Source organism: Runella sp. (assembly GCF_027484545.1).
Lineage (GTDB): Bacteria > Bacteroidota > Bacteroidia > Cytophagales > Spirosomataceae > Runella.
This window is the reverse complement of the sequence record NZ_JAIXST010000330.1, coordinates 1-25,027: the sequence shown is the minus strand read 5'-3', so window position 1 is coordinate 25,027 and position 25,027 is coordinate 1. Positions and strand designations below refer to the sequence as shown.

General features: G+C 43.7%; 18 protein-coding genes. 15 read left to right on the top strand and 3 right to left on the bottom strand.

All coding sequences use genetic code 11. The annotated features are described in order from the left end of the window. Nucleotides 1-163: 163 nt before the first annotated feature. From Q0081_RS29645 to Q0081_RS29635, 3 genes are all read left to right on the top strand, one after another. Nucleotides 164-448: a hypothetical protein gene (locus tag Q0081_RS29645; RefSeq protein WP_298362100.1), complete on the top strand. Its 285-nt coding sequence runs from the start codon at nucleotides 164-166 to the stop codon at nucleotides 446-448. Nucleotides 449-471: 23 nt separating this feature from the next. Next, nucleotides 472-1,218, top strand: a complete 747-nt coding sequence (locus Q0081_RS29640; protein WP_298362097.1) for a sensor histidine kinase KdpD — start codon at nucleotides 472-474, stop codon at nucleotides 1,216-1,218. Between the two features lie 194 nt (nucleotides 1,219-1,412). Then, complete coding sequence (locus tag Q0081_RS29635) at nucleotides 1,413-2,867, top strand: ATP-binding protein (RefSeq protein WP_298362095.1); 1,455 nt, start codon at nucleotides 1,413-1,415, stop codon at nucleotides 2,865-2,867. A gap of 5 nt (nucleotides 2,868-2,872) precedes the next feature. Here the strand turns inward: Q0081_RS29635 and Q0081_RS29630 are convergent, their stop codons facing one another. Further along, complete coding sequence (locus Q0081_RS29630) at nucleotides 2,873-4,168, bottom strand: DUF5103 domain-containing protein (RefSeq protein ID WP_298362092.1); 1,296 nt, start codon at nucleotides 4,166-4,168, stop codon at nucleotides 2,873-2,875. Nucleotides 4,169-4,411: 243 nt separating this feature from the next. On the opposite strand from Q0081_RS29630, the gene Q0081_RS29625 reads away from it, so the two are divergent. The 10 genes from Q0081_RS29625 (at nucleotide 4,412) to Q0081_RS29580 (ending at nucleotide 22,856) form a co-directional block, all read left to right on the top strand. Beyond that, complete coding sequence (locus tag Q0081_RS29625; RefSeq protein WP_298362089.1) at nucleotides 4,412-5,437, top strand: LD-carboxypeptidase; 1,026 nt, start codon at nucleotides 4,412-4,414, stop codon at nucleotides 5,435-5,437. Between the two features lie 219 nt (nucleotides 5,438-5,656). Further along, nucleotides 5,657-6,265: an RNA polymerase sigma factor gene (locus Q0081_RS29620; protein ID WP_298362086.1), complete on the top strand. Its 609-nt coding sequence runs from the start codon at nucleotides 5,657-5,659 to the stop codon at nucleotides 6,263-6,265. Between the two features lie 80 nt (nucleotides 6,266-6,345). Then, nucleotides 6,346-7,437, top strand: a complete 1,092-nt coding sequence (locus tag Q0081_RS29615) for a FecR family protein (RefSeq protein WP_298362083.1) — start codon at nucleotides 6,346-6,348, stop codon at nucleotides 7,435-7,437. Between the two features lie 193 nt (nucleotides 7,438-7,630). Then, nucleotides 7,631-11,071, top strand: coding sequence for a TonB-dependent receptor (locus tag Q0081_RS29610; protein ID WP_298362080.1), 3,441 nt, complete (start codon nucleotides 7,631-7,633; stop codon nucleotides 11,069-11,071). Nucleotides 11,072-11,083: 12 nt separating this feature from the next. Then, the gene (locus Q0081_RS29605; RefSeq protein ID WP_298362077.1) at nucleotides 11,084-12,583 is read left to right on the top strand and encodes a RagB/SusD family nutrient uptake outer membrane protein; all 1,500 of its coding nucleotides are present in this window, start codon (nucleotides 11,084-11,086) and stop codon (nucleotides 12,581-12,583) included. Nucleotides 12,584-12,734: 151 nt separating this feature from the next. Further along, on the top strand, nucleotides 12,735-15,113 hold the full coding sequence (locus Q0081_RS29600) for a DUF1549 domain-containing protein (RefSeq protein WP_298362074.1): 2,379 nt from the start codon (nucleotides 12,735-12,737) through the stop codon (nucleotides 15,111-15,113). A gap of 32 nt (nucleotides 15,114-15,145) precedes the next feature. Then, nucleotides 15,146-16,573 carry a DUF1501 domain-containing protein gene (locus Q0081_RS29595; RefSeq protein ID WP_298362071.1) on the top strand — a complete coding sequence of 476 codons (1,428 nt, stop codon included), beginning with the start codon at nucleotides 15,146-15,148 and terminating at the stop codon, nucleotides 16,571-16,573. Between the two features lie 119 nt (nucleotides 16,574-16,692). Then, on the top strand, nucleotides 16,693-19,020 hold the full coding sequence (locus Q0081_RS29590) for a PSD1 and planctomycete cytochrome C domain-containing protein (protein ID WP_298362069.1): 2,328 nt from the start codon (nucleotides 16,693-16,695) through the stop codon (nucleotides 19,018-19,020). A gap of 104 nt (nucleotides 19,021-19,124) precedes the next feature. Further along, a complete protein-coding gene (locus Q0081_RS29585; protein ID WP_298362066.1) occupies nucleotides 19,125-20,579 on the top strand; it encodes a DUF1501 domain-containing protein in 1,455 nt (484 codons plus the stop codon). Between the two features lie 108 nt (nucleotides 20,580-20,687). Continuing rightward, nucleotides 20,688-22,856 (top strand): c-type cytochrome domain-containing protein, encoded by a 2,169-nt coding sequence (locus tag Q0081_RS29580; RefSeq protein ID WP_298362063.1) that lies wholly within the window; start codon nucleotides 20,688-20,690, stop codon nucleotides 22,854-22,856. Nucleotides 22,857-22,893: 37 nt separating this feature from the next. Here the strand turns inward: Q0081_RS29580 and Q0081_RS29575 are convergent, their stop codons facing one another. Continuing rightward, nucleotides 22,894-23,232: a type II toxin-antitoxin system RelE/ParE family toxin gene (locus Q0081_RS29575; RefSeq protein WP_298362061.1), complete on the bottom strand. Its 339-nt coding sequence runs from the start codon at nucleotides 23,230-23,232 to the stop codon at nucleotides 22,894-22,896. Beyond that, on the bottom strand, nucleotides 23,222-23,434 hold the full coding sequence (locus tag Q0081_RS29570) for a hypothetical protein (RefSeq protein WP_298362058.1): 213 nt from the start codon (nucleotides 23,432-23,434) through the stop codon (nucleotides 23,222-23,224). Before Q0081_RS29570 ends, Q0081_RS29575 begins: the two co-directional genes overlap by 11 nt. A 169-nt stretch (nucleotides 23,435-23,603) precedes the next feature. Between Q0081_RS29570 and Q0081_RS29565 the strand changes: the two genes are divergently transcribed. Beyond that, a complete protein-coding gene (locus Q0081_RS29565; RefSeq protein ID WP_298362055.1) occupies nucleotides 23,604-24,587 on the top strand; it encodes a gliding motility protein in 984 nt (327 codons plus the stop codon). Between the two features lie 18 nt (nucleotides 24,588-24,605). Further along, the coding region (locus Q0081_RS29560) for an ABC transporter transmembrane domain-containing protein (RefSeq protein WP_298362052.1) at nucleotides 24,606-25,027 on the top strand (422 nt) is incomplete at its 3' end.

The following is a 25,027-nucleotide window of genomic DNA, read 5'->3' as shown; positions in this document are numbered from 1 at the left end:
CTCGTCATAATTGCGTCTAATGCGCTTTCCCATTTTTGTATTATTTTAAAATTATAGATAACAAGTTTTTACTTATAAAAACCTACTTTCTCTGTCCTAAAATTGGGGTACATTATAGGTAGAAACGGAGCTAAAAAACTATACCGTAGCCGAGCGTTTGCTCTTGGAAGGGGTTACAAAAGAGTATCAAAAAGCAAAAGCAGATACGCTTCATTTATATTATTTCTACCAAAGTTTAACGAGCTTGTACGTAGCAAAACAGGACTATAAAAAAGCCTACGAGTCGGGGATGACGTTGGCCGATCTTCGTCAGTGGCTCAAAGCCAAACGCCAAACCCAAGATAGTAAACTGCAAATGGTGCAGTTGGAAGCAAAGTTGAATTTGGAGAATAAAGAAACGGAAATAGCGCTGTTGGCCGAACAAAAAAAGAACAACAACTGTTACTGATTGCGGTTTCCATTATTGGGGTATTGCTGATTGACTTTGTGGTGGTGCTGCAACGCAACCGTTGCCGAATCGAACGCCAAAAAGCCGACCTTGCCAATCTGAACACGACCAAAGATAAATTGTTTGCCATTCTCTGGCACGATTTGCGGGCCCCAGTCAAGAGTTTGGGGTGTTATTTTATGCTTATCAATTGGGGGGCATTGAGTCAGGTCGAGTTTGTCGAATCGGTTCAAAGCCTTAATATCCAACTCAGTAATGTACACGATATGTTGGAAAATGTGTTGAATTGGGCCGTGTCGCAACTGGGCGGGATGCGTCCCCAACAGGAGAAAATAGCGATTACCTCCGTGATCGAAGAACAAATGCAGCTGTTGGTGCCGGCAGCGCAGGCCAAAGGCATTCAAATGGAAGGTCAGGTTTCATCAGAGACTCAACTCACCATCGATAAAAATCACTCAGGGGTGATGGTGCGCAACCTGCTGCACAATGCCATCAAATTCACGCATTCGGGCGGGAAGATCAGTTTGATTCAGGAAGAAACGGGAGAGAGGGTGTTTATCGAAGTCAAAGACACGGGCATTGGCATGTCAAAAGAGAGACTTGCCAAGCTGTTTGAGCCGGAGAAAGAATCTTCACGGATGGACACTTCCCACGAGCGTGGCACGGGTTTGGGGCTGGTGAAAGAATTACTCGAAGCCAACGGGGGCAGCCTTGAAGTACGCAGCGAACCTGAGCAGGGGACGACGTTTGTCGTGGGATTTGAAAAATAAACAGGGCTGTTGAATTGATTATGTTTTTCTATTTCAACTCCTGCCGGTGTTGACTTCTTTCGGGTAAAAAATGCGTTGTGGTAAAGCTGTTTTATCTTTAGAAAAATTGCTGAATTCGAGATGAATTTTTCCAAAAATAAACGTATCTTTGGAAAAATGAAGTAAAAAAACAATGATTTTTCCAAAGATAGAACATGAACAGTGCGCAAAACCAAATTATTGGAAGAGAGAAAGAAAAGGCGGTTTTTGATAAACTGCTACATTCAGATCAGGCCGAATTTCTCGTGGTGTATGGGCGACGCAGGGTAGGGAAAACGTTTGCCGTTCGGCAGTATTTTCAGTCAAATTTTGTGATGGAATTTTCCGGTGCCAACCAAGAAGAAACCACTATTCAATTGTACAATTTCCATAATGAATACAAACGTTATGCAGGGGCAATGGCAGTTCAAAGCAAACCGAGAAATTGGTCGGAAGCCTTTGCCAACTTAACAGATTATCTGTACACGATCAAAGATAAGGCCAAAAAGAGGGTGGTTTTTATTGACGAATTACCATGGTTAGATACTCCCAAGTCCGGTTTGGTAGGGGCTTTGGATTATTTTTGGAATCAACACGGTTCCAAAATGAACAATTTGTTGCTGATTGTCTGTGGCTCAGCGGCTTCGTGGATTCAGAAAAACCTAATCAATGCCAAGGGTGGGTTGTATAACAGAATCACCAAAAGGGTTTATTTAAAACCTTTTACACTTCACGAAACCGAAAAGTTTTGTGCTGCAAGGCATCTGAAATTTACCCGCTATCAGTTGTTGCAGTTATACATGGTCATGGGCGGCATTCCCTTTTATTTGAAAGAACTTGAACAGGGCAAAAGCATTAGTCAACTCATTGATCAAATTTGTTTTAAAACGGGCGGATTACTTACTGACGAATTCAGACCTCTTTACCATTCACTCTTTACTCATGCTGAAAACCATATAAAAATAGTAGAAACTTTAGTCCGTTTTGCCTATGGTATCAGCCGAAAAGAATTGGTAGAGAAAACAGGTATTCCGGACGGGGGGACGTTTAGCAGAGCCATTGAGAATTTGATTGATTGCGGTTTTGTAGTAGAAATAATACCCCTCGGCAAAAAAGCAAAAGATAAAATTTTCAGAATCATTGACCTGTACACTATCTTTTATTTGAAGTTTATTAAAGGCAATAGTACAAACCGCAGTCATACGTGGGAAAGTTTGGCTTCCTACACCAATTACCCAAGTTGGGCAGGCTACGCTTTTGAAAACATTTGTCTGCTACATCAAGAGCAAATCCATAAAAAGTTAGGTATTTCGGGGGTTTATACGCAGGTGTCTTCCTGGAGATACAGCGGAGATTTGGAATTGGAAGGTACACAGGTAGATTTGGTCATTGATAGGAAAGATGGTATTATTCATTTGTGCGAGGCAAAATTTTCGTCAAAAGAATTTTTATTAAACAAAGAGTACACTGCTACATTAAGGAAGAGAAGGGCAATATTTGAATATGTCACAAAAACCAAAAAAGCGGTGGTAAGTACTTTACTCACTACGTATCCTGCGATCGAAAATGGCTATTATTTGGAAGAGATTCATACGGAAGTAAATACGGATGATTTTTTTGAAAAGGGGTAATCTACTCACCTTCTCCCAAACTCCACCAACCGATACCCTACCAATTGGTCGGCACGGGCTGCGGGCGGACGGTGGTAAACAAAGATTTCGTAGTCGTTGGAAGTTTGAGAAAAACTCCCCTCAAAGGCCGTTTCGTTGGTTTTTCCGTCGTCCTGTACGGCGTAATAAATGTAGTTCACCACGCCCTGTTTGATGTAAATGCTGGCTTCGTAGGCGTTGCGGTCGGCATTGTACGTCATGCGGTTGGCATCTTCTTTTTGCCACAGATTAAAGGCCCCGCCAACGTACACCTGCGCATTGGGATACTGTTGGCTTTGAAGCGTAAAAACCACGTTGATATAATCCGCTTCGTTGGTGCTGTTGGCGGCATCGCGGTTCAGAACGATGTACTGACCGTTGAAATCCTGCGCCTGAAAAGTCGCCCCTCCGCCGGCACGGGAGGCGTCGGTACGCAATCGGGCAACGGTCTGGTCAGGAAGTTGCTCAATATTGTCTACGCTCATTCCCACCCCGCGCGACAGGCGCGTGTCAAACCACCGAAATTCATTGCCGGCCAACATATTGTTGGATAAATCAAAAGGACGGTATTCTAATTTTTGGTCAAAAATCCGCACATTCGTTGGGCGTAATTTAGTAATGAGTCTGTCCCAACGAAAATTTTGGCGAATCACTATTTTCAGATCTTCCTGTGGCGAGAGTATTTCGTAGCCTTTGTAGTCAATGTCAAAATCGATTTGTTGGTAAGCGCGTTGCTCGGTGATGCCCGTCGAGAGGCGTACTTGCGGGAAAATGCTTACCCGTGGCTGATAAATCATAAAACGTCGCGTAAATACCAACTTGGCCAGGCGAGAATCTTCGTAAACCACCAACAGGTAATTACCCGACAGTTTGAGTCTGGGAATTTCGAGGGTATAGTGATAATAAGGAACTTTCGTATTGAACGACGCCTGATAATTGTTAATGGGGTAGTCATTGTATTCGTACGTAAATTCTATTTCGCTCAGCGTGGAGGGAGTCCAATCGGCATTGCAATGGAAAATTTTGTAGCGAAAGGTGCGAAAGCGAGCCGTAAGGTCGTCAAATTCCGCAAAAAGCGGGGTTTCTGCACTTAGACTTATGACGGGGGGATAGGTGGTCCGGGCCGGGTCTTGCAATTGGTTGGGCGACGGATACACGGCTACGGTTTTAATCGTAGTCTCGTAGGTTTTATCTTCGTATCGAAGCGTGGGAAATTTCTGCGCCTGAAGTTTCATCGAAACAAAACACACAGAAAGAAGAAAGAATAGGATTTGTTTTGACATAGGAATAGTTCGATACGAATGAAAACAAGTATACAGTAAGCAAAACTAACATAAATGAGTTGAATTTTATGATAGCAACGCTTATATTGGCCTAAGTAAGTAGCGGGTATTGGGTATTAAGTATAGGGCGTCTCGTCTGTCTGGTACTTAATATTTTGTTCAACTTATTGCTTTTCAGTAGTTTGGCAATCTCAATACATAATACTGGTTACTTAATACTCATTATTATAAACCTTATCCTTCATGCAACGACGAAATTTCCTCCAAACCCTTGCCGTTACTGCCGGTATTTCTGAACCCGTTTTCTCTAAAAACAAACCCACCCTTAAACCGCCTCGCCTCAAAGCAGGCGATACGGTGGCTTTGGTCTGTCCTGCTGCGCCCGCTTACAACAGGCAGGAGGTAAAAATTGTTGAAGAATCCATGTTGGCCTTGGGTTTCAAGGTAAAATACGGCAAACGAATGTGGGAACGCTACGGGTATTTGGCAGGAAAGGATGCCGACCGCGCCGCTGACCTCAACGAGCTATTTGCGGACCCCTCCGTTCAGGGCATTGTGTGCGTGCATGGCGGATGGGGATGCGCCCGTTTGTTACCCCTGTTGGATTACGAAACCATTCGCCGAAATCCGAAAGTGATTCTGGGCTATTCTGACGTGACGGCGTTGCTGTTGGGCATTTACAGTCAAACGGGCTTGGTGACTTTTCACGGTCCGGTGGGCTCGGCGACTTGGAATGAGTTTACGGTCAATTACCTTCGCAAAGTACTCATGGAGGGACAAGCGGTTTTGTGCGAAAATCCCAAAGTAATAGGAGATAATCTCACGCAGATAGCCGACCGAATTGATTCCATTACTACGGGAACGGCTCGCGGACGTTTGTTGGGGGGCAATTTAACTGTATTAAGTCATTTGCTCGGTTCACCTTACGTTCCCGATTGGAAAGGGGCCTTATTCTTTTGTGAAGACGTAGACGAAGCGCCTTACCGCATGGACCGGATGATTACGCAGGTAAAATTGTGCGGAATTTTAGAAGAAGTCAACGGTTTTATTTTCGGTAAATGCACTGAATGTGACCCCGGCAACGGCAGTTATGGCTCACTTACGCTGGAGGATGTTTGGAGTGACCACGTTCGCCCAGCCAACAAACCGGCCTTTGCGGGAGCGATGATTGGGCACATCAAACAAAAATTCACCATTCCCGTAGGCATTGAAGCGGAGATGAATGCCGAAACGGGGACGATTCGTTTGTTGGAGAGTGCTGTGCTCTAACTTTCAAGTCAACCGGCATAGGTACAAGGAACAGGTAAGTGCAGGATAAAGGCATTTACCTTTCCTTTTAAATTTGGTTGAACTCTTGCAGTTTACATAGTTAGATTACTGATAGCCACACCATTATTACTAATTAACAAAATCTAACAGGTACATGATGCCCAATTTATTGGTAAAATCAGTTTAAGGCCACTTGCATGACGAGCGCCAAAACAAAAGATGATCACCAAATCAGAAACTATTTTGGCTTACGAAACCGACCTGGAACTGTGGCAAGCCTTCAAATCGGGTAGTAGAGAGGCATTTGCTCAAATCTACAACCAGCACATTCAGGATTTATTAAGTTATGGGTATCGGGTCACTTCAGATCGTCAACTCATTAAAGACAGTGTTCAGGATCTTTTTCTGCACCTTTGGCGCAGTCGAGAAAATTTAATGGACACGGATTCGATTCGGTTTTATCTGTACCGTTCTCTCCGCAACTGGATTGTGCGCAATAGTGAAAAAAATAACCATACGGCCATTGATTCCGCCGATTTGTTTGAAAATATCATTGGAGAATTGTCTTTTGAAGATGATTTGATTGCCGATGAGCATTTGACCGAGCAACACCTTCGTCTCAAACACGCGATTCAGCAACTTCCCAAGCGTCAGCAGGAAATCATTCAACTCCGTTACTATCATGACTTTAGTTTTGATGAAATAACTGTAATGATGGACATCAACAATCAATCGGTGAGGAATCTTTTGCACCGAGCTATCACCGAACTTCGCCAGCATTTTATTCTTCTTGGATGGCTTCTCTTGTCTTTTTTGGGGGGCTTTTAAAATAAATTAAAATATTTCAAGAAAAATGAGTACAAAAGCATCAACTCCCGATTTAGAAGTTAGTTTGAGATAAAGTTAGAATGAAAGCATACAGAAACTATCAACTCGAGGATTTCATCATCGACGAAGACTTTATTCAGTGGGTCAAATACCCAACGGAAGAGTCTGAAGCATTTTGGCAGGCTTTCATGGAAAATGAACCTGCTCAGGCTGCGACTGTTCGTAAGGCTCGCTACGCGGTGCAGCAATTGGCTTTGGTTTCCAGACAAAACGCCCCAAACGGTGAAATTCCGATTATTTGGACTGACATTGAAGGAGATTTGAACGCTCAAAACAAACGTATATTTAGTAGCGTTCAATTGGATTGGCGTGCTTGGATTGCGGCGGCTTCTCTACTTTTAGCAATGGGTTTTAGCTATTATTGGTGGAATATAAAAGCGGGTTCGTCTCCAAAGAGTGAGTATTCGCGGTTAGTTTCGGAAACCCAATCTACGCTTAAAGAGTTGGTTAATACAACTTCAACAAATCTTACCGTATCTATGCCTGACGGTAGTAAAGCGATTCTTAAACCAAACAGCCGCTTGAGTTATAATGAATCGTTTGCGGGACTAATCCGGGAAGTTTATCTTTCGGGAGAGGCTTTTTTTGATGTCAGGAAAAACCCTGGAAAACCCTTTTTGGTGTATGCAAATGGCTTGACCATTAAGGTGTTGGGTACAAGTTTTGAAGTAAAAGCGTATGAAAAAGATAAACAAGTAACTGTCATGGTAAAAACGGGAAGAGTATCTGTTTTTGCCCATCAGGTCACGAAAAATCAAGACCCCGAAACGAAAGGATTAGTGCTGACCTCCAACCAAAAAGCGATTTTTGGCAAAGAAGACGAACATCTTTCCCGCACGTTGGTAGAGAGGCCTACGCTGCTATTGTCAAGTCGGGAATTGGAGCAATTTTCCTTTACTAATGCGCCCATATCCCAAATTTTTGCGGCGCTTGAGAAGGCTTACGGAGTGGACATCGTGTTTGATGAAGAAGTAATGACGAACTGTTTTCTTACTACGTCACTGACGAACGAAACACTTTTTGAAAAATTGGATATTATCTGCGAAGGACTTGAGTCGACCTATAAAGTCGTTGATGCTCAGGTGATTATTAGCAGTAAAGGTTGTAATTGATTCACATAAACCATTTCACATAAACCCTGAACGAATGAATACAAAAGTTATCTAATTGAATAAAAAAAGCCGACAACGATTCCAGCGTTATCGGCTTCAAGATTCCCTTCTTTGTTCTGCCGAACTACATCCGATTCCAGCAGATGCGAAGGTTTGTTTTTGCATATTCACTCACAAAAACCTTAGTAAACAAATGAAAAAAAGATTACAAAACCAAACAAGACTGATTCGCTTCATGAAACTCTCGCTCATACAATGCTGCATTGCGATGATTTTTACGGGTGTTTCGCTGGCACGTGATGTCACCGCTCAAGAATTGTTGAACCGTAAAATCAGCATTCAGATAGAGAATCAAGGTCTTATGAGTATCTTGACTTCTATCGAAAAACAGGCAGATGTTAAATTTACGTACCGCCCCAAATTAATTGCGGCCTCCCAAAAAATTTCGCTGAATGCCACCAACGAATCGTTGTCGCAGGTATTGGATAAAATACTTAATCCATTGAAAATTAAGTATAAAGCCATTGGAAATCAGATAATTTTGTCTCGCTTAGCGTCTTCTCCTACCGGTAGCGTAGTGGAAGAAGAGTTGGAAGCACCCGCCCCAAACTTCGAAGCCCTCGCCGACTTACAGGTCACAGGAACCGTCTTAGATGACAAAGGAGCAGGGCTGCCGGGTGTAAGTGTTTTTGTAAAAGGTACACAAAAAGGAACGACTACCGACCAAAACGGAAAATTTGTGCTTGGGGTGGCAGATAATAAAGCCGTGTTAGTTTTTAGTTTTGTCGGTTTTGAGCCGCAGGAAGTGATTGTTGGAAACCGTACGATGGTCAACATCACCTTAAAAGTGGATGTAAAAGCACTGGGAGAAATCGTAGTGGTGGGGTATGGTTCTCAGCGGAAGCAGGACATTACTTCGGCGGTTTCGGTTATTAATATGAAGGATATCGGTGAGCAACCTGCCAACAACATGAATCAGATGTTGCAGGGTAGAGCGGCCGGTGTTGTGGTAAAAACAAAAAGCGGGGTTCCCGGTGGTGCCTTTGAGGTACGGGTTCGGGGAATTGGTTCCTTGGGCGCGGGGAGTGATCCTTTGTACGTAATTGATGGTTTTGCCGTCGGGACATCCGTGGGGGCAAACCTAAACCCGAATGATATTGAGAGTGTTTCCATCTTGAAAGATGCTGCTTCTACCGCCATTTACGGAGCGAGGGGTTCTAACGGGGTGGTGTTGATTACGACAAAAAGCGCCAAAGAAGGAAAAGTAAACGTCAATTTATCCATTGACCGGGGAATTCAGAATATCCCGAATACCCGACGGGTAAAAATGTTGAACGGCGTAGAGTTTGCGCAGTTTAAAAAAGAAATTTTTGAAGATGGTATTCGCTATTTCCAGAAAAGAGAACCTACGTTGGAAGAAGTGCCCATTGGATACCGTTACCCGGAACAAACCAAATATTCTACCGATTGGTTTGCTGAAATTATGAAAAATAATGCGCCTTATACCGATGTAAACCTAACAATTTCTTCGGGAAGAGGTCCTATTAAATCACTCCTTTCCGTGGGTTATTATAAAGAAGAAGGTTCAATCATCAAGACAAACTACGACCGCGTTTCTATTCGCAGCAACTTGGGTGGAGAAGTTACTAAATTTTTGAACGTGGGGTTGAACATTAACGGAACGTATACGAAGCAAAACCTGGCCAATACCGACGGCCGCAGTAACTTGGTGGGCGGTGCTCTATTGATGGACCCTCGCGAGCCGGTCTATAACACAGACGGAACCATGAGACCGTATATCGGCGGAGTAGATGGGGCTTTTGGCTTTCCTAATCCCGTATTTGTGTTGAACAATGTGATTCGGAGAAGAAATATCGGGGATGTGCTGGCCAATGGATTTGCGGAACTTTCTATTTTGAAAAATCTGAAATTCAGATCTTCGGTCAATGCGAAGATCAATTTTAATACCTTCAAAGAGTATGTGCCTTCTACCATCGGAAATCCGGTAGCCTCGGGTACGTCGGGTGCGCCGCCACGAATCGCTACCGCAAGGGACATCAATGAGCAGTTGCGCAATTATTCTTTTGACCAACTGCTTACTTATACGCCAAAAATAGGGGCCAATCATACCTTGGATGCCTTGCTTGGTTTTACTTCACAAAAAGAAACGCTTTACGGAATTGACGGTTCGGGCAATACCTTTCCGGATGACTTAGTGCCTTATTTAGGTGCTGCATCCATCAGATCTTCCAATTCGTACGAAAACGGCTGGACTTTGTTAGCCTATTTTGCTCGGGTAAACTATTCATTTAAAGATAAATACCTCTTATCGGCGTCTTTCCGCCGGGAAGGAAGTTCACGTTTTGGTGCACAAAACAAATACGGTGATTTTCCCGCAGCTTCAGTGGGCTGGAGATTGACCGAAGAATCGTTTATGCCGAAATTTTCGTGGTTATCTGATGTGAAATTAAGGGCAAGCTGGGGCGTAACGGGTAACAACAACATCGGTAATTATCCAAGTTTGGCCTTTATGGGTGCTAACAACTACATACTGGGCAATGCGTTTGCTCCAGGAAAAGTAATAAGCTCATTTTCCAACTCAGAGCTGAAATGGGAGAAATCAAACCAGTTAGACATAGGATTAGATGTATCTACTTTCAACAACAAACTCTCGTTTACGTTTGAATATTACAACAAACTCACCAACGATATGTTGTTGCCGATTTCCATACCGGCAGTGTCAGGATTTACGACAAGTTTGGATAATATCGGGCAGGTTCAAAACCGAGGAATTGAAATAAGTGCAGATTTTAGAACCAACATCGGCAAGGTTAATTTCCGTACCAACGCGAATTTTACCATGAACCGCAGTAAAATATTGGCCATCAAAGGAGCCAATGACATGCTGTACTACGGTGGTTTTTACGGAGGATACAATGTGATGAAAGTAGGCCGTCCGATTGGGATGATTTATGGCTATCAAAAGGTAGGGATTTTCAACACGCAGGCAGAGATTGATGCTTGGGCTAAGCAGGACGGTGTAATTCCCGGTGGTATGAAGTTTGTAGATGCCAACGGCGACGGGGTAGTGTCGTACGATACGCAGGACATGGTGGAGATCGGCAATCCTAACCCTGCCTTTAACTGGGCTTGGACTACGGCGGCTGATTATCGCAACTTTGATATAAACGTCTTATTCATAGGAGCTCAGAATTTTGACATTTACCGAAATATTGAAGCCTCTACAATGAACATGGACGGAGTATTCAACGTGTTGGACAAAGCCAAAGACCGTTGGAGATCACCATCCAACCCCGGTTCCAATCCTAATGCGAAAAATTCACAGGGAGGTACCAACTACTTCAAATGGTCGCGCGAAAGTAGCGAGCGCTACGTGTATGATGGAAGTTATATATGGCTCAAAAGCATTACGCTGGGTTATACCCTTCCTAAATTTAAGTCAATCTTGAGCGATGCCCGAATTTTCGTGTCTGCCAACAATTTGTGGCTGTTTACGAAATACCCAGGCAATAACCCGGATGCAGGGGTGAGGGGCGGAACAGAGTTGAATAATGATGATGAGTCGTATCCTGTTCCAAGAACGTTGGCGGTTGGTGCTAAGTTTAACTTCTAATTAATCTCAGAGATGAAAAAAATAACCACATTTCTAATTACAGCTCTTTGCTTCGCTCAATTTTCCTGCAAAGATGATTTTTTGACAACGACCGATCCGACCCGAATAAACAGCAACTTGTTTTACCAAAACCAGACCCAGTTTGAGCAAGCGCTCAATGGCGTATATGGTCAGTTACAGGCCATTACGAATACGGCTTATTTGGGACAGGAATTTATGTCGGACAATACTACGCTTGATTTTAATCCCCTTGATCGCGGCGGCGCGGCGGGCTGGGAAGCATTCGAGTTTTCGACGGTCAATCCAGGGAACGGTGAAATTGCCGCTTTGTGGAACAACCACTACGCTGCCATGTACAACATCAATTATGCCTTAGAAAAACTGGCTGCGAGTACGATTGATGCCACCGCCAAAAGTGCCATTGAAGGACAGTTGAAATTTATTCGGGCCTTCCATTATTTCAATTTGGTGCGCTACTTTGGGGACGTGATTTTGGCTACGAAAACACTCAACAACCCCAATGAAGCTTTTGATTTAGTAAAATCTCCGCAAGCAGAGGTGTACAAGCAAATTGAAGCCGACCTGAAAGATGCCTCTACTTTACTTCCCGTAACTTATCCCGCAGCTGGAAAAGGACGGGTGACCAAAGGGGCTGCTTTGAGTTTATTGGGTAAAGTGTATTTGACCTTGAAAAGATACCCGGAAGCGGTTTCGACGCTCAAGCAGGTACTGCCTTTGGGTTACTCTTTGTACGCCAATTACAAAGACAACTTCGACCCAGCCAAGAAAAATGGCGTGGAGTCGGTTTTTGAAGTGCAGTACCAGGGAGGAAACGATTTGGGTGAACAAAGCAACTTTGTTTATGTGTTTGCCCCGCGTTTATCACAGGGAGCCGTTACCGGTTTTGCCAACACCACTCCCAGCGGTCGGAATATTCCTACCAACGACATGATCGCAGCCTACGAAGCAGGTGATTTGCGGAAAGATATTTCGTTACAAACCAGCTATACGTTAAACAACGTCGTTGTTCCTATTCCCTTTGTCAATAAATACCGTTATCCTCACACGATAACGGGACGAACAGATAATAACTGGCCAGTGCTTCGTTATTCGGATGTGTTGTTGATGTTGGCGGAGTCAATTAATGAAGCGACGGGCCCTGATGCAGAATCACTGGGTTACCTCAATCAGGTACGTAAGCGGGCAGGTCTTGCCGATTTGACCGGCTTGACCAAAGAAACGTTCAGAACAGCGGTGTTGAAAGAAAGACGCGTAGAATTGGCCTTTGAAAACCACCGTTGGTTTGATTTGCAGCGCACGAATACGCCTGCTCAATTAGCGACATTTATGAATACGTACGCGGCCAAAGAAAAAACGAACCCAACCGTTGCCAGAGGAGGAATTGCCTTCAATGCACTTGACTACGTGTATAGCGACTTTGAATATTTTCTTCCCATTCCCGCTCCGCAAATTTTGATAAACAGTAAGCTTACTCAAAACCCGGGCTACTAAATCAATGATATTAAAAAGAATTGATTAGTTTAGTTCACTTATGCTCTTTTACAAGTAGTACAAAAACAGGTACCTATCGCATTGATTGGAGACTCTCCAATCAATGCGATAGGTACTTTTTCAACCAATTAAACCACTTTACTTTTTAACCGTGCAGGAAACAACTGAAATATTTTGGCTTTGGCAGTTCCTGGGCCGATTACACCCATTAATTGTCCACTTTCCAATAGGCTTACTTTGTGTTGCTTTATTATTAGAAATAGTTGGTTGGCAACGTAAATCTACCGAGCTGCAGGCTGGTATCAAGGCCATGGTTTGGATAGGAACCGTTAGCTCTGTCATTGCAGTTGGATTGGGTCTATTATTAGCCAATCAAGACGAATACAGCGGTGATACAGTGACCAATCACCAGTGGTCGGGTATTGCGACCATGGTTTTGGCAGGTGCAACCCTATTTTCGCTTCGTTCTGGACGTATTCCACTTTACAGGAGTCTCCTCTTTCTGACTGTCGCTGGCGTTACGATAACGGGTCATTATGGTGCCTTATTGACCCACGGGAACGATTACCTTACCAGCATGTTTTCTCCCAACAGAAAAAAGAACAGCAGTGGTGATGCAATCACAGATGCCCAAGCAAAAAAGCCAAGATTTGTATTACCTACAACCAATAAACCGCTGGTATCGAAGCAAATAGCTGATCTGAACATAGATGTTCGCACCATTATGGCGCATAATTGCTATAAATGCCATAGCGCCACCAAAAGTAAAGGAGGGCTACGCTTAGATACCAAAGAATTGATTTTTAAAGGTGGCGAAGGTGGCCCGGTCATTGTTTTAGGGCGTCCCGAAAAAAGTGAACTCATTCGCCGAATCAAACTACCAGCAGGCCATGACGATGCTATGCCTACCAAGGGCAAAATGCTCAGTAAAGAGGAGATAGCAATCTTAGAGTATTGGATAAAACAAGGTGCCCCTTGGCCAACAGGAACCGAAAAGCCCGTGTATCAGACGGCAGCCTTAGCACCACGCCTTCCCGAACTTCCCAAAGCCCCAGCAGAACTTTCTCAGCCCATCGACCGCTTAGTGAACGGTTATTTCAAGAAAAAGAACATCACTTGGAAAAAAGCAGTGGATGACCATACCTACATTCGTCGGGTGTATTTGGACGTGATAGGTTTACTGCCATCTCCCGAAAATGTCGAAATTTTTGTAGCCGATACACGCGCTGATAAACGAGAAATATTGGTCAAAGAGTTATTGAATCACAACGAAGATTATGCCCAACATTGGCTCACGTTTTGGAACGATGCCTTACGCAATGATTATACCGGTACGGGTTACATAACTGGAGGCCGTTTTGATATTACCAAGTGGCTTTATGCGTCACTTAAAAGTAATAAGCCCTACAATCAATTTGTGAAAGAACTGATCAGTCCAAAAAAAGAATCGGCAGGTTTTATCAAAGGAATCAAGTGGCGCGGAACAATAAATGCCAGTCAGCGCAATGAGATGCAAGCCGCTCAAAATGTAGCGCAGGTATTTTTGGGCTTAAATCTCAAATGTGCCTCATGTCACGATAGCTTCATCAGTAATTGGAAATTAGAAGACGCCTATGCCTTTGCCAATATTTTTGCCGACTCGACCTTAGAAATTCACCGCTGCGATAAACCAACGGGCAAAATGGTTAAAAGTCGTATGTTGTTTAAAGAATTAGGCGAAATCAAAGAGACACCCATCACCGAAGATCGTTTACGTGAATTGGCTGACTTTCTGATTCAGCCCAAAGATGGCCGTCTTTATCGCACGTTGGTCAATCGAGTTTGGGCACAATTGATGGGGCGCGGTATTGTAGAACCCGTTGATATGATGGACAATGTACCTTGGAGCCAGGATTTGCTCGACTGGCTAGCCGCCGATTTTGTAGCAAATGGCTATGACCTCAAAAGGCTAATGTTTAATATTTTAACTTCAAAAACTTACCAATTGCCCTCCATTGGAATCAAAGATGCCGCTTTGGTGACGGCTCCGAATTATACTTTTAAAGGCATGATACGCCGCCGCATGACCGCCGAGCAGTTTGCCGACGCCGTTAGCATGGCCATTAACCCTGTTTACAAAGATTCTGCCATTGTATTTAAGTTGTTGCCTGACGGTATTTTTAAAGAAATGCCTTTTGCACGGGCATCTTTGGTTAAAAATGACCCATTTCTAACCGCCTTGGGGAGGCCAACGCGAGAAACCGTCAGTACGAGTCGCAATTCACAAGCCAACCTTTTACAGGCACTGGAACTTACCAATGGAATAAAGTTCAACGAAGCACTCAAAAAAGGAGCGAAAATTTGGAAAGACAAGTATCCATCGGGCGACTTGTTGGTCAAAGAGTTATATAAGAAATCATTGGGCCGAGAACCTATGCCAAAAGAGATGTTAGTAGCCCAGCGGATAATGGGACAAAGCCCATCGATTGAAGATATCGAAGATTTGGTTTGGGCAATGACACTACACCCAGAATTTCAATTGATTTATTAAGAAATAGTAGGTTTTATAAAACCTTAAAAGCAATGAAAACCCACTGGAATAGACGAGAGTTTTTACAAAAAACATCTGCTGCTACCATGGCAGCGTTTGCGGCAGCCGACCCCATGCGTAGCTTTGCCTTCGATAAAAAGAAAAGCGAAAAAATAAAAAGCAGTGCGGATACCGTCATACTGTTGTGGATGGGAGGTGGCATGGCTCATACTGAAACCTTTGATCCCAAGCGATATACACCCTACGAAAAAGGCATGGAAGGCAACCGAGTCCTAAGTACTTTCAAACCCATTCCCACGGTTTTAGACGGTATCAATTTCTCCGAAGGGCTGCAATCCATCGGGAAAGTGATGGACAAAGGCACCCTCATTCGGTCGTACGTAGCGGCTGATATGGGTCATATTTTGCACTCGCGCCATCAGTATCATTGGCACACCTGCTATGAGCCACCCCAAACGGTCGCCGCTCCGCACCTTGGTTCTTGGATTGCGAAGGAATTAGGGCCTAAAAACCCCGTTATTCCCGCTTTCATAGACATCGGCCAGCGTTTTACCGTAGGTGAAGCCGAAGAGCTAAAAGCATTTCATACCGCAGGTTTTTTAGGAAATGAATTCGGTCCTTTCTTTATTCCTGATCCAAGCCAAGGCTTAGAAAGCGTTCGCCCACCTGTTGGCATGGATGCCAGGCGGTTTGAGCGCCGAAATCAACTCTATAAAGACTTGATTAGCAATAGTCCCATGGGGGAATTTGGCAGCGATTATCAAAAAGAATCGCTCAAACGCTCTATGGAACAAGCATACATGCTACTCAATTCGCCCGAAGCTGCAGCTTTTAACCTCAGCACGGAACCCAAGGAAAGTTATGATATTTACAATACTGGACGTTTTGGTTTAGGATGCCTTTTAGCTCGCCGATTGACCGAACAAGGTGCCCGTTTTATCAGCGTAACTACCGAATATGAACCCTTCTTTGGCTGGGACACCCACGAAAATGGCCACACACGACTGGAAGGAATGAAAAAAATGATTGACGGCCCTGTTGCACAATTAATCAAAGACTTAGATAAAACAGGGCGTTTGGACCGCACACTCATTATTTTAGCCAGCGAATTTAGCCGGGACATGATGGTTGAAGGGCGGCCCGAACTGAAAGTGTTAGAACAAGTGAAACAGCCTGATATACTGACAGATATGAAGTTTTATGGGATGCACCGCCACTTTACAGATGGCTGTTCGGCGCTGATGTTTGGGGGTGGAATTAAGAAGGGCTTTGTCTATGGTAAAACTGCTGATGAGCGACCTTGCAAAACCATCGAAAATCCCGTTAAAATTGACGGGATTCACCAAACGATCTACCACGCCTTAGGTATTGCGCCCGACACGCAGTATGAAATAGAAAAACGCCCCTTTTATACAACACCCGACGGTAAGGGAAAAGCAGTAATGGATTTGTTAGCATAGGATTAGGTAGGAGGCTATCTCTCTGATTTCCTTGTGCGCCGTAGGTGCAAAATATTGGTAGTAAATCAAAAATTCATCTATCAAAAACGTACCTTAGGTACGTAACATCCTATTTTTTGATGAAGAAAGAAGCCTATTATTTGTTGGGGATTTTGGCAGTAAGTGTCGTTTTTTTGCAATCCTGCGGAAATTCAACGACACAGGCCATGCAGGAGCAAATACCCGACGTTGTCAGTTATAATTTTGACATACGTCCGATACTTTCGGATAAATGTTCGGCCTGTCATGGTCCGGATGCCAATAAAAGGCAGGCAGGTTTGCGCCTCGACGATCCTGTAAGTGCCTTTCAAGCCCTGAAAGAGCATCCGGGAGCCCATGCGTTGGTGGCGGGAAAACCCCAACAATCGGAAGTGTATTTGCGCATTACGACCAAAGACACCAGTAAATTGATGCCGCCGATTTCCTCCAATCTCAAGCTTTCGTCTCACGAGATTGACCTCATTGAAAAGTGGATTAAACAAGGGGCTAAATACGAAAAACACTGGGCGTTTGTCGCGCCTAAAAAATCAGCCCTTCCTGAGATAAAAGACAAAGAATGGCCCAAAAATGAGATTGATTATTTCATTCTGAGCAAACAGGAACAAAAAGGATTCAGTCCTAACGAAGAAGCTGATAAAGAGCGGCTTCTGAAACGTGCCAGTCTTGATTTGGTAGGGCTTCCGCCAACCTTAAAGATGATGGACAGCTTTCTGGCCGATAAAAGCCCCAATGCCTACGAAAAAGTAGTGGATGAATTGCTCCAAAATCCAGCTTATGGTGAAAAAATGGCGGTTTATTGGTTGGATTTGGCCCGTTACGCCGATTCGCACGGTTATCAGGATGATGGCTACCGCACGCAGTGGCCTTGGCGAGATTGGGTAATTCATGCATTAAACAAAAATATGCCTTACGACCAATTTGCCACTTGGCAATTGGCGGGAGATTTGCTTCCCAATCAAGATACTCCATTATACAAAGAACAACTTTTAGCAACGGGTTTTAACAGAAATCATAAAATTACGGAAGAAGGCGGTGTGATTCCCGAAGAGTACCGCATCAGCTACGTTACGGATCGAAATGATTTGTTTGGAAAGGCATTTTTGGGGGTTACGTTGGAATGTGCCCACTGTCACGACCACAAATACGATCCCTTCTCGCAGAAAGAATACTACCAGCTCTTCGCGTTTTTTAACAACGTAAAAGAAGTAGGCATTGAGTCCGTCATTGGCGGGCCGGAAACGTATGCTAAGAAACCTTTGATGGAAATCAGCAACGAGGACGTAAAAAACATTCTGACATTTATTAACAAACCCGACACTAATCGCTTGATTGTGTCGGTGATGAGTGACTTGGATACGGCGCGTAAAACGCACATTCTGCGACGCGGAGCTTATGATGCTCCTGGCGATGAAGTGGAACCCAATGCGCCCAATTTTATCTTGCCTTTTAGTAAAAATTATCCCAAAAACAGGCTTGGTTTGACCAAATGGCTGTTTGATAAACAAAATCCACTAACAGCGCGGGTTTTTGTCAACCAGATGTGGCAGGAGTTTTTCGGAAAAGGAATTGTAAAAACGTCAGGCGATTTTGGGATGCAGGGAGAATTGCCTTCGCATCCGCAGTTATTGGACTGGTTGGCGGTGGATTTTATAGAGCACGGTTGGAATATCAAACGACTGGTAAAACAAATGGTGACTTCGGCTACGTATCGCCAATCGGCGGTAGTAACACCCGAAAAATTGGCTTCTGACCCCGACAATATTTTATTGGCACGGGCACCTCGTTACCGCATCAATGCCGAATTCGTAAGAGATGTGGTACTGTCGAGCAGTGGTTTATTGGTGAGAAAAATTGGAGGTCCGAGTGTAAAGCCGTACCAACCTGCTGGGCTGTGGGAAGGAGCTACTTCGGGTCGTGGGTTGCTCTCTATGTACGTTCAGGACCACGGTGCAAGTCTCTATCGCAGAGGAATGTACACGTTGATAAAACGCACTGTTCCGCCACCTACCATGAGTATTTTTGACGCCAGTAATCGCGATTTGTGCGAAGTAAAACGTTTAAAAACCAATACGCCTTTGCAGGCATTAGTCATGATGAACGACCCCGCAGTATTGGAAGCGTCGCGGGTGTTGGCGGCAAAGTTATTGCAAGAGAATAGCCCTTCAAAGGATAAAATTACCAAAGCATTCAGACTCATTGTTTGCCGAAAACCTACCGAAAAGGAAATGGGTATTTTGACGGCTTATTACGAGAAAGAGCTCAAAAAAATCACGAAACCGATTGCAGAAAAGGCGCTTTCGGTAGGGGAGTACCCCATTCCCGAAAAGCTGGATAAAACAACACTCACCGCTTTAATGCGGGTGGTCAACACGATTTATAATTTAGAAGAAGCAATTACGAAATCGTAAATTCAGAAGCGATGAGACGGGAGTGAAAGGGCAATAGCAAGGAGTAAGAAAGTAGAAACACCCGTATTCATTCACTAATTCACAATTCACCATTAGTATTACCGATGGAAAAAGAGATTTTAGAACACGGCCTGAATTTTAACCGACGTCGCTTTTTGTCCACCATGAGTTTGGGGTTGGGAAGCGTGGCCTTGGGGTCGTTGATGATACCCAATTTGCTCAACGGAGGTGATATGGACGAAGCCGGTTTCACGCCGGGTATTCCCCATTTTGCGCCCAAAGCCAAACGGGTCATTTATCTGTTTCAAAACGGTGCTCCTTCGCAATTGGAGACCTTTGATTTTAAGCCGAAATTGTGCGAAATGATGGGGCAGGAATTGCCGCCTTCGGTGCGAGGTATACAACGTTTGACGGGCATGACGGCCAATCAGGCATCTTTTCCGTTGGCCGGTTCTTTCACTAATTTTAAGCAATACGGTCAGTCAGGTGCCTGGATAAGTGACCTTCTTCCCTATACGTCAAAAATTGCGGATGATTTGTGTATCATTCGTTCTATGTACACCGAGGCCATCAACCACGATCCGGCGCTTACTTTTTTTCAAACGGGTTCGCAGCAGGGCAACCGCCCGAGTATGGGGGCTTGGCTGAGCTATGGTTTAGGAAATGAAAACAAAAACTTACCCGATTTTACCGTTTTACTTTCTCGCGGTATTGGTAATGGACAGGGGGTTTATTCCAAATTATGGTCCAACGGTTTTTTGGATTCTATCCATCAGGGCGTACAATTTAGCAAAGGAGAAGACCCCGTGCTTTATTTGCGTGACCCCGAAGGAATGGACCGAAAAGAACGTCGCGAAATGTTAGATAACTTGTCGGAACTCAATCAGTTGTCTTACAATGAGTTTGGGGATCCCGAAATTACGGCCAAAGTAAAGCAATATGAAATGGCCTACCGAATGCAAACGGCCGTTCCCGAAGTAATGGATTTGTCCAAAGAATCGGACGATATTGTGAAACTCTACGGCCCTGATTGCTTGGTGCCGGGTACGTTTGCTGCTAACTGTTTGTTGGCACGAAAATTATCCGAAAACGGCGTTCGTTTTGTACAATTGTACCACCAAGGTTGGGACCAACACGGGAATCTTCCGTTTGAGATAACGAGTCAAGCCAAAGACGTTGATCAAGCTTCTGCGGCCTTGGTGACGGATTTAAAACAACGGGGTTTGTTGGACGAGACGCTGGTAATTTGGGGTGGAGAATTTGGTCGGACCAGTTACAGCCAAGGCAAACTGACGATGGAAAATTACGGACGGGATCATCACCCGCGTTGCTTCAGCATTTGGATGGCCGGTGGCGGTATTAAGCCGGGGATGGTCTATGGGGAAACCGACGAATTGGGCTATAACATTAGCCGTAATCCGGTACACGTACATGATTTTCAAGCAACGGTTTTACATCAGTTAGGGCTAAACCATGAAAAATTGATTTTCAAACATTTAGGTCGCCGGTACCGTTTGACTGACATTTCCGGGAAAGTAGTGCGCGATATTATCAGTTGATTAGCTCCGTAGGAGCGTAATATTGGTAGAAAAGATGGAATTAGCTCGTATCTCTAAGCCCCGTAGGGGCAAAATAGTCTTTGCAGAAATATTTTTATTTTATTGATAATGAATAGGAAGGCCAAAAACATTGCCGAGCAGGTAGTAATCGTTTCTAATATCTTTATTGTTTTTTTACTCCTGTTTGAAAGCAAATTGGTGGTTCCTGGTTGGCTGCAATCCGTTGGGCGAATGCATCCTTTACTGCTTCATTTTCCGATAGTTATCTTATTTTTGGCTTTAGGAATGGAGTTTTTTCGCTTCAAACCTGCCTATTTTACCAACGAATTTTACCGCAATTTTTTGAATAATTTACTGCTGGTGGGTACTCTGTCGGCTGAGCTTACGGTTATTATGGGCTTGTTTTTGTCCAAAGAACCGGGATATTCTGGCGAGGTGTTGCAATGGCACAAATGGTCGGGTGTGGGTATTGTTTTTACAGTTTCCCTTATCTATTTGTTTCGCAATGCAATTTGGTACCAAGCTCCTGTGGCCAAAGTGGCTGCTGTTGTTTCTGGCCTTTTTCTGGTTGTTGCGGGACACTATGGTTCTGTCTTAACGCACGGTGAAAATTTTATTACCTCACCTATCATAAAGCTGGCTCCCGTTGCACTTGAACAGGCGGTCGTATTCAACGATGTTATTCAACCTATTTTGGAGCAAAAATGCGTGAGTTGCCATAACTCTGAAAAATTGAAAGGCGAGTTGATGCTCACCGATAGGGAATCCATTCTGAAAGGTGGCAAAACGGGCAAATTAATCGTGCCCGGAAAGCCTGAAATCAGTTTGTTATTGCAACGGATACACTTGCCCTTAGATGAGAAAAAACACATGCCTCCTACGGGGAAAGTACAGCTTAGTCCGCAGGAAATTATGCTCCTGTCGTTGTGGGTGAAAGGCAATGCGGATTTTACGAAAAAGGTCACCGATTTGCCGCCTAACGATTCATTGAGGCTCATCGCCACTTCCTTATTCTTGCCCGTTCAAACGACGGAAGAAACGTTTGATTTTGCCGCAGCGGATGAAGAAACGGTGAAAAAATTGACCACTGAATACCGGACTATTGCACCTTTGGCCCGTGAATCTCCCGCTTTATCAGTCAATTTTTACAACAAGAATGAGTTTGCCGCCAAAAAACTGGAAGAATTGAGTGAGCTGAAAAAACAGGTTGTCTTTTTGAACTTGGCCAAAATGCCCGTGAAGGATGCGGACCTTAGAAACATAAGCCAATTTGAAAACCTGCAAAAATTGGATTTGAATTTTACGGATATTACAGCAAATGGACTGAAAGAATTGACTTCGTTGAAGCAATTAAAGAGCCTGTCGATTTCGGGTACAAAAGTGAACTTTAAGGAGTTACAACCCTTAATGAAGGCATTCAAGAGTTTAAAAACGGTTTCTGTTTGGGAAACGGAATTGACGCCTTCGGAAATTCAGCAATTGCAAAAAGGAAATCCGGGCGTTCAATTCATTGCCGGATTTAGGGACGATGGCAGCAATCCCATCAAATTGAATCCGCCGCAGGTTAAAAACAGTTCTACTATTTTTAATCAACCGTTGTTGGTACAACTGAGCCACCCCGTCAAAGGTGTTCAAATTCGTTATACCACCGATGGTACGGAACCTGACAGTGTTAAATCGCCGATATTCAATAACCAAACACTTCTGAAAGAAAGCACCACGATTCGTGCCAAGGCGTATAAAACGGGCTGGTTTGGCAGTGATGAAGCATCTTTTGATTTTTATAAAAACAGCTACAAACCCGATAGTGTGAATTTACCCTTGCCGCTCAACCGAGTGCATCAGGCGGCTGGTGCCAATACATTCTTTGACGGAAGATTGGGTACTTTCAACGCCAATAGCCCTGCCTGGGCCAACAATTGGGCGGGCGTGAGGAACAATGATTTGATTTTAGTATCCGAGTTTAAAACACCGATTTTGTTATCATCCGTTGGTTTGCGTATCATGGAAGAGGTAGAAACCGGTATATTTCCTCCCGAGTCCATTGAAGTATGGGGCGGTGCCGACAAAACCAAAATGAAATTGATTGCGACATTCAAGCCGAGCATTCCGTCGAAAATGCGAACTCATTTGCTGGCTGCCGTTGGAGGTAAATTTAAACCGCAAACGGTCTCTTATCTCAAAATTGTGGCAAAGCCTTTGCAGAAAATTCCTGAATGGCACGGAAGCAAAGGGAAAACGGCGTTATTGTTGGTGGATGAAATGTTTCTGAACTGAGACCTGTAGTAGGATATTATCAGCAAACTTGCGGCGACTATTCAAAAGCGTTTTTTATCAAACTGAGCAAAACCTTTTTGGTAATGGTGCTTTCTTCGGATTTGTCATAGATAGCAATAAGGTAAATTGTGCATCCCTCGTCAGTTTCTTCGTATAAATAAGAAATTACCCTAAAACCACCGCTTTTTCCTTTTCCTTTGCTTTCTATTGCAAGTCTGATTTTATAAATTCCAGCCCCCAAAGACTCTCCCGTTTTAGGGTTTTCGAGTAGTTCTTCTATGAGGTAATCTACGTCGTTTTCAAGCGAAGCGAATTTTTTTGCTAACCGTTTGTAGCGATTGTCAAAATAAGGAGTAGTAAAGACCTCATTTTTCATTCGCCATTTCCCGCTTTAAGTCAGCAAAAGTGCGGCGAGGCAATTTGCCTTGTTGAATTAGTTTTACCTCCTGTAAACCTTTCTCAAGCGCTTCAATTGGTACTTCTACCAGCTCGTTTTTTTCGACAAGTTGCTTGAATTGCTTTTTTGCCTTTTCGGGCAAATGCTTATATAGCTCGTATAGGGCGTGTGCTTGTGACATAAATTCTAAAATTTTACTTTACAAATCAAAATTACAAAGTTAGTTACATCAACGCAATTTGGAGGCACTGAAAATCAATTATTATCCTTGTGAAATGAACGATTTCTGAACGGACCCCAAACTTTTTAGGGCTACTTCTGCGTTTAAAATAAGTTATTAACTTTTTCTGATGAAATCAGCCTTTTATTCTGCCTTCGTTTTATTCGCGTTTTGCTTTGCTTTTATTGGGTGCAAAGACCAACCTCAAGAAATTCCCGTTACTGTTCGACGATTAGAAAAAGAACTCTTTGCGGCAAAATCTCCCGCAGATTTGGAAGTTCTGGTACAAAAAAATCCATTTTTGAGGGACTACTTCGGTATTCCTAAGGGAGCAGCCGATACGCTCATTACCAATCAGTTGTATAGCAATATCAATAACCCTGATTTGCAGAAATTCAATGAAGAACTACAAACTCAATTTGGAGATTTAGCTTCGTTGAAAACGCAGATTCAACAGGCTTTTGGTCAAATCAAAGCCGCTTATCCCGACTTCAAAACGCCGCAGATTATCACCGCAGTAACAGGTTTTATGGGGAGTGATTTGTACGTTTCCGACAGTGTGATTGTCATTGGATTGGATTATTTCGGTGGTTCTAAAGCTAAATACCGCCCTCAATTGCACGAATATCAACTTCGCCGCTATCAGCAGGACTACATTGTACCAGCGATTTTGTTTTTTATCTCACAGAAATACAACAAAGTGCCTGCCGAAGATCAAACGCTTTTGGCTGACATGATTTGGTACGGCAAAGGGTTTGAGTTTGTGAAACACGTATCGCCTGAGACGCCTGACAGTCTTATTATTGGTTATTCACAAACGCAATTAGACGACGTATATGCTTCTCAGCAAGATATTTGGGCGTATTTTTTAGATCGAAAATTAATTTATCAAACCTGGGATGCGGAAAAAGAACGCTTTATCGGAGAGCGTCCTGCCACAGTCGAAATCAGCCAATATTGCCCCGGAGCCATTGGTCGTTGGGTAGGATGGCGCATTGTGAGTCGCTATTTGCAGGAAAAGCCGACTACGAAATTGGAAGAATTAATGGCCACCACCAATGTCAGACAGATATTGGAAGAATCAAAATACAAAGGACAAAAAGACGAGGAATAATTCAACCTAACATACTAAATGGCTAAAGGAAGAGGCATGGACACGGAAGTGTTGCCTGAAGACAAAAAACGCAAACTCAGTAAAGAGAGCGTTAAAAAAACGTTAAAGATATTTCGTTTTATTTTACCCTACAGAACTACGTTTTTGGTGGGAATTCTGTTTTTGGTTCTTTCCCTGACCACCAACATTCTTTTTCCCAAACTGATTGGTGAGATTGTGGGGGTCATTGAGGGTAAATCGTCGTACACTATCGATCAAGTCGTGCTGGTTTTAATTGGGATTCTGATTCTGCAATCCCTTTTTTCATTTGGTCGAATTTATTTTTTCTCCATCGTAAGTGAGAAAAGTATGGCCGATATTCGGCGTACAGTCTACAGCAAGATTATTTCGTTGCCGGTTTCGTTTTTTGAACAACGTCGGGTAGGTGAATTGATGAGTCG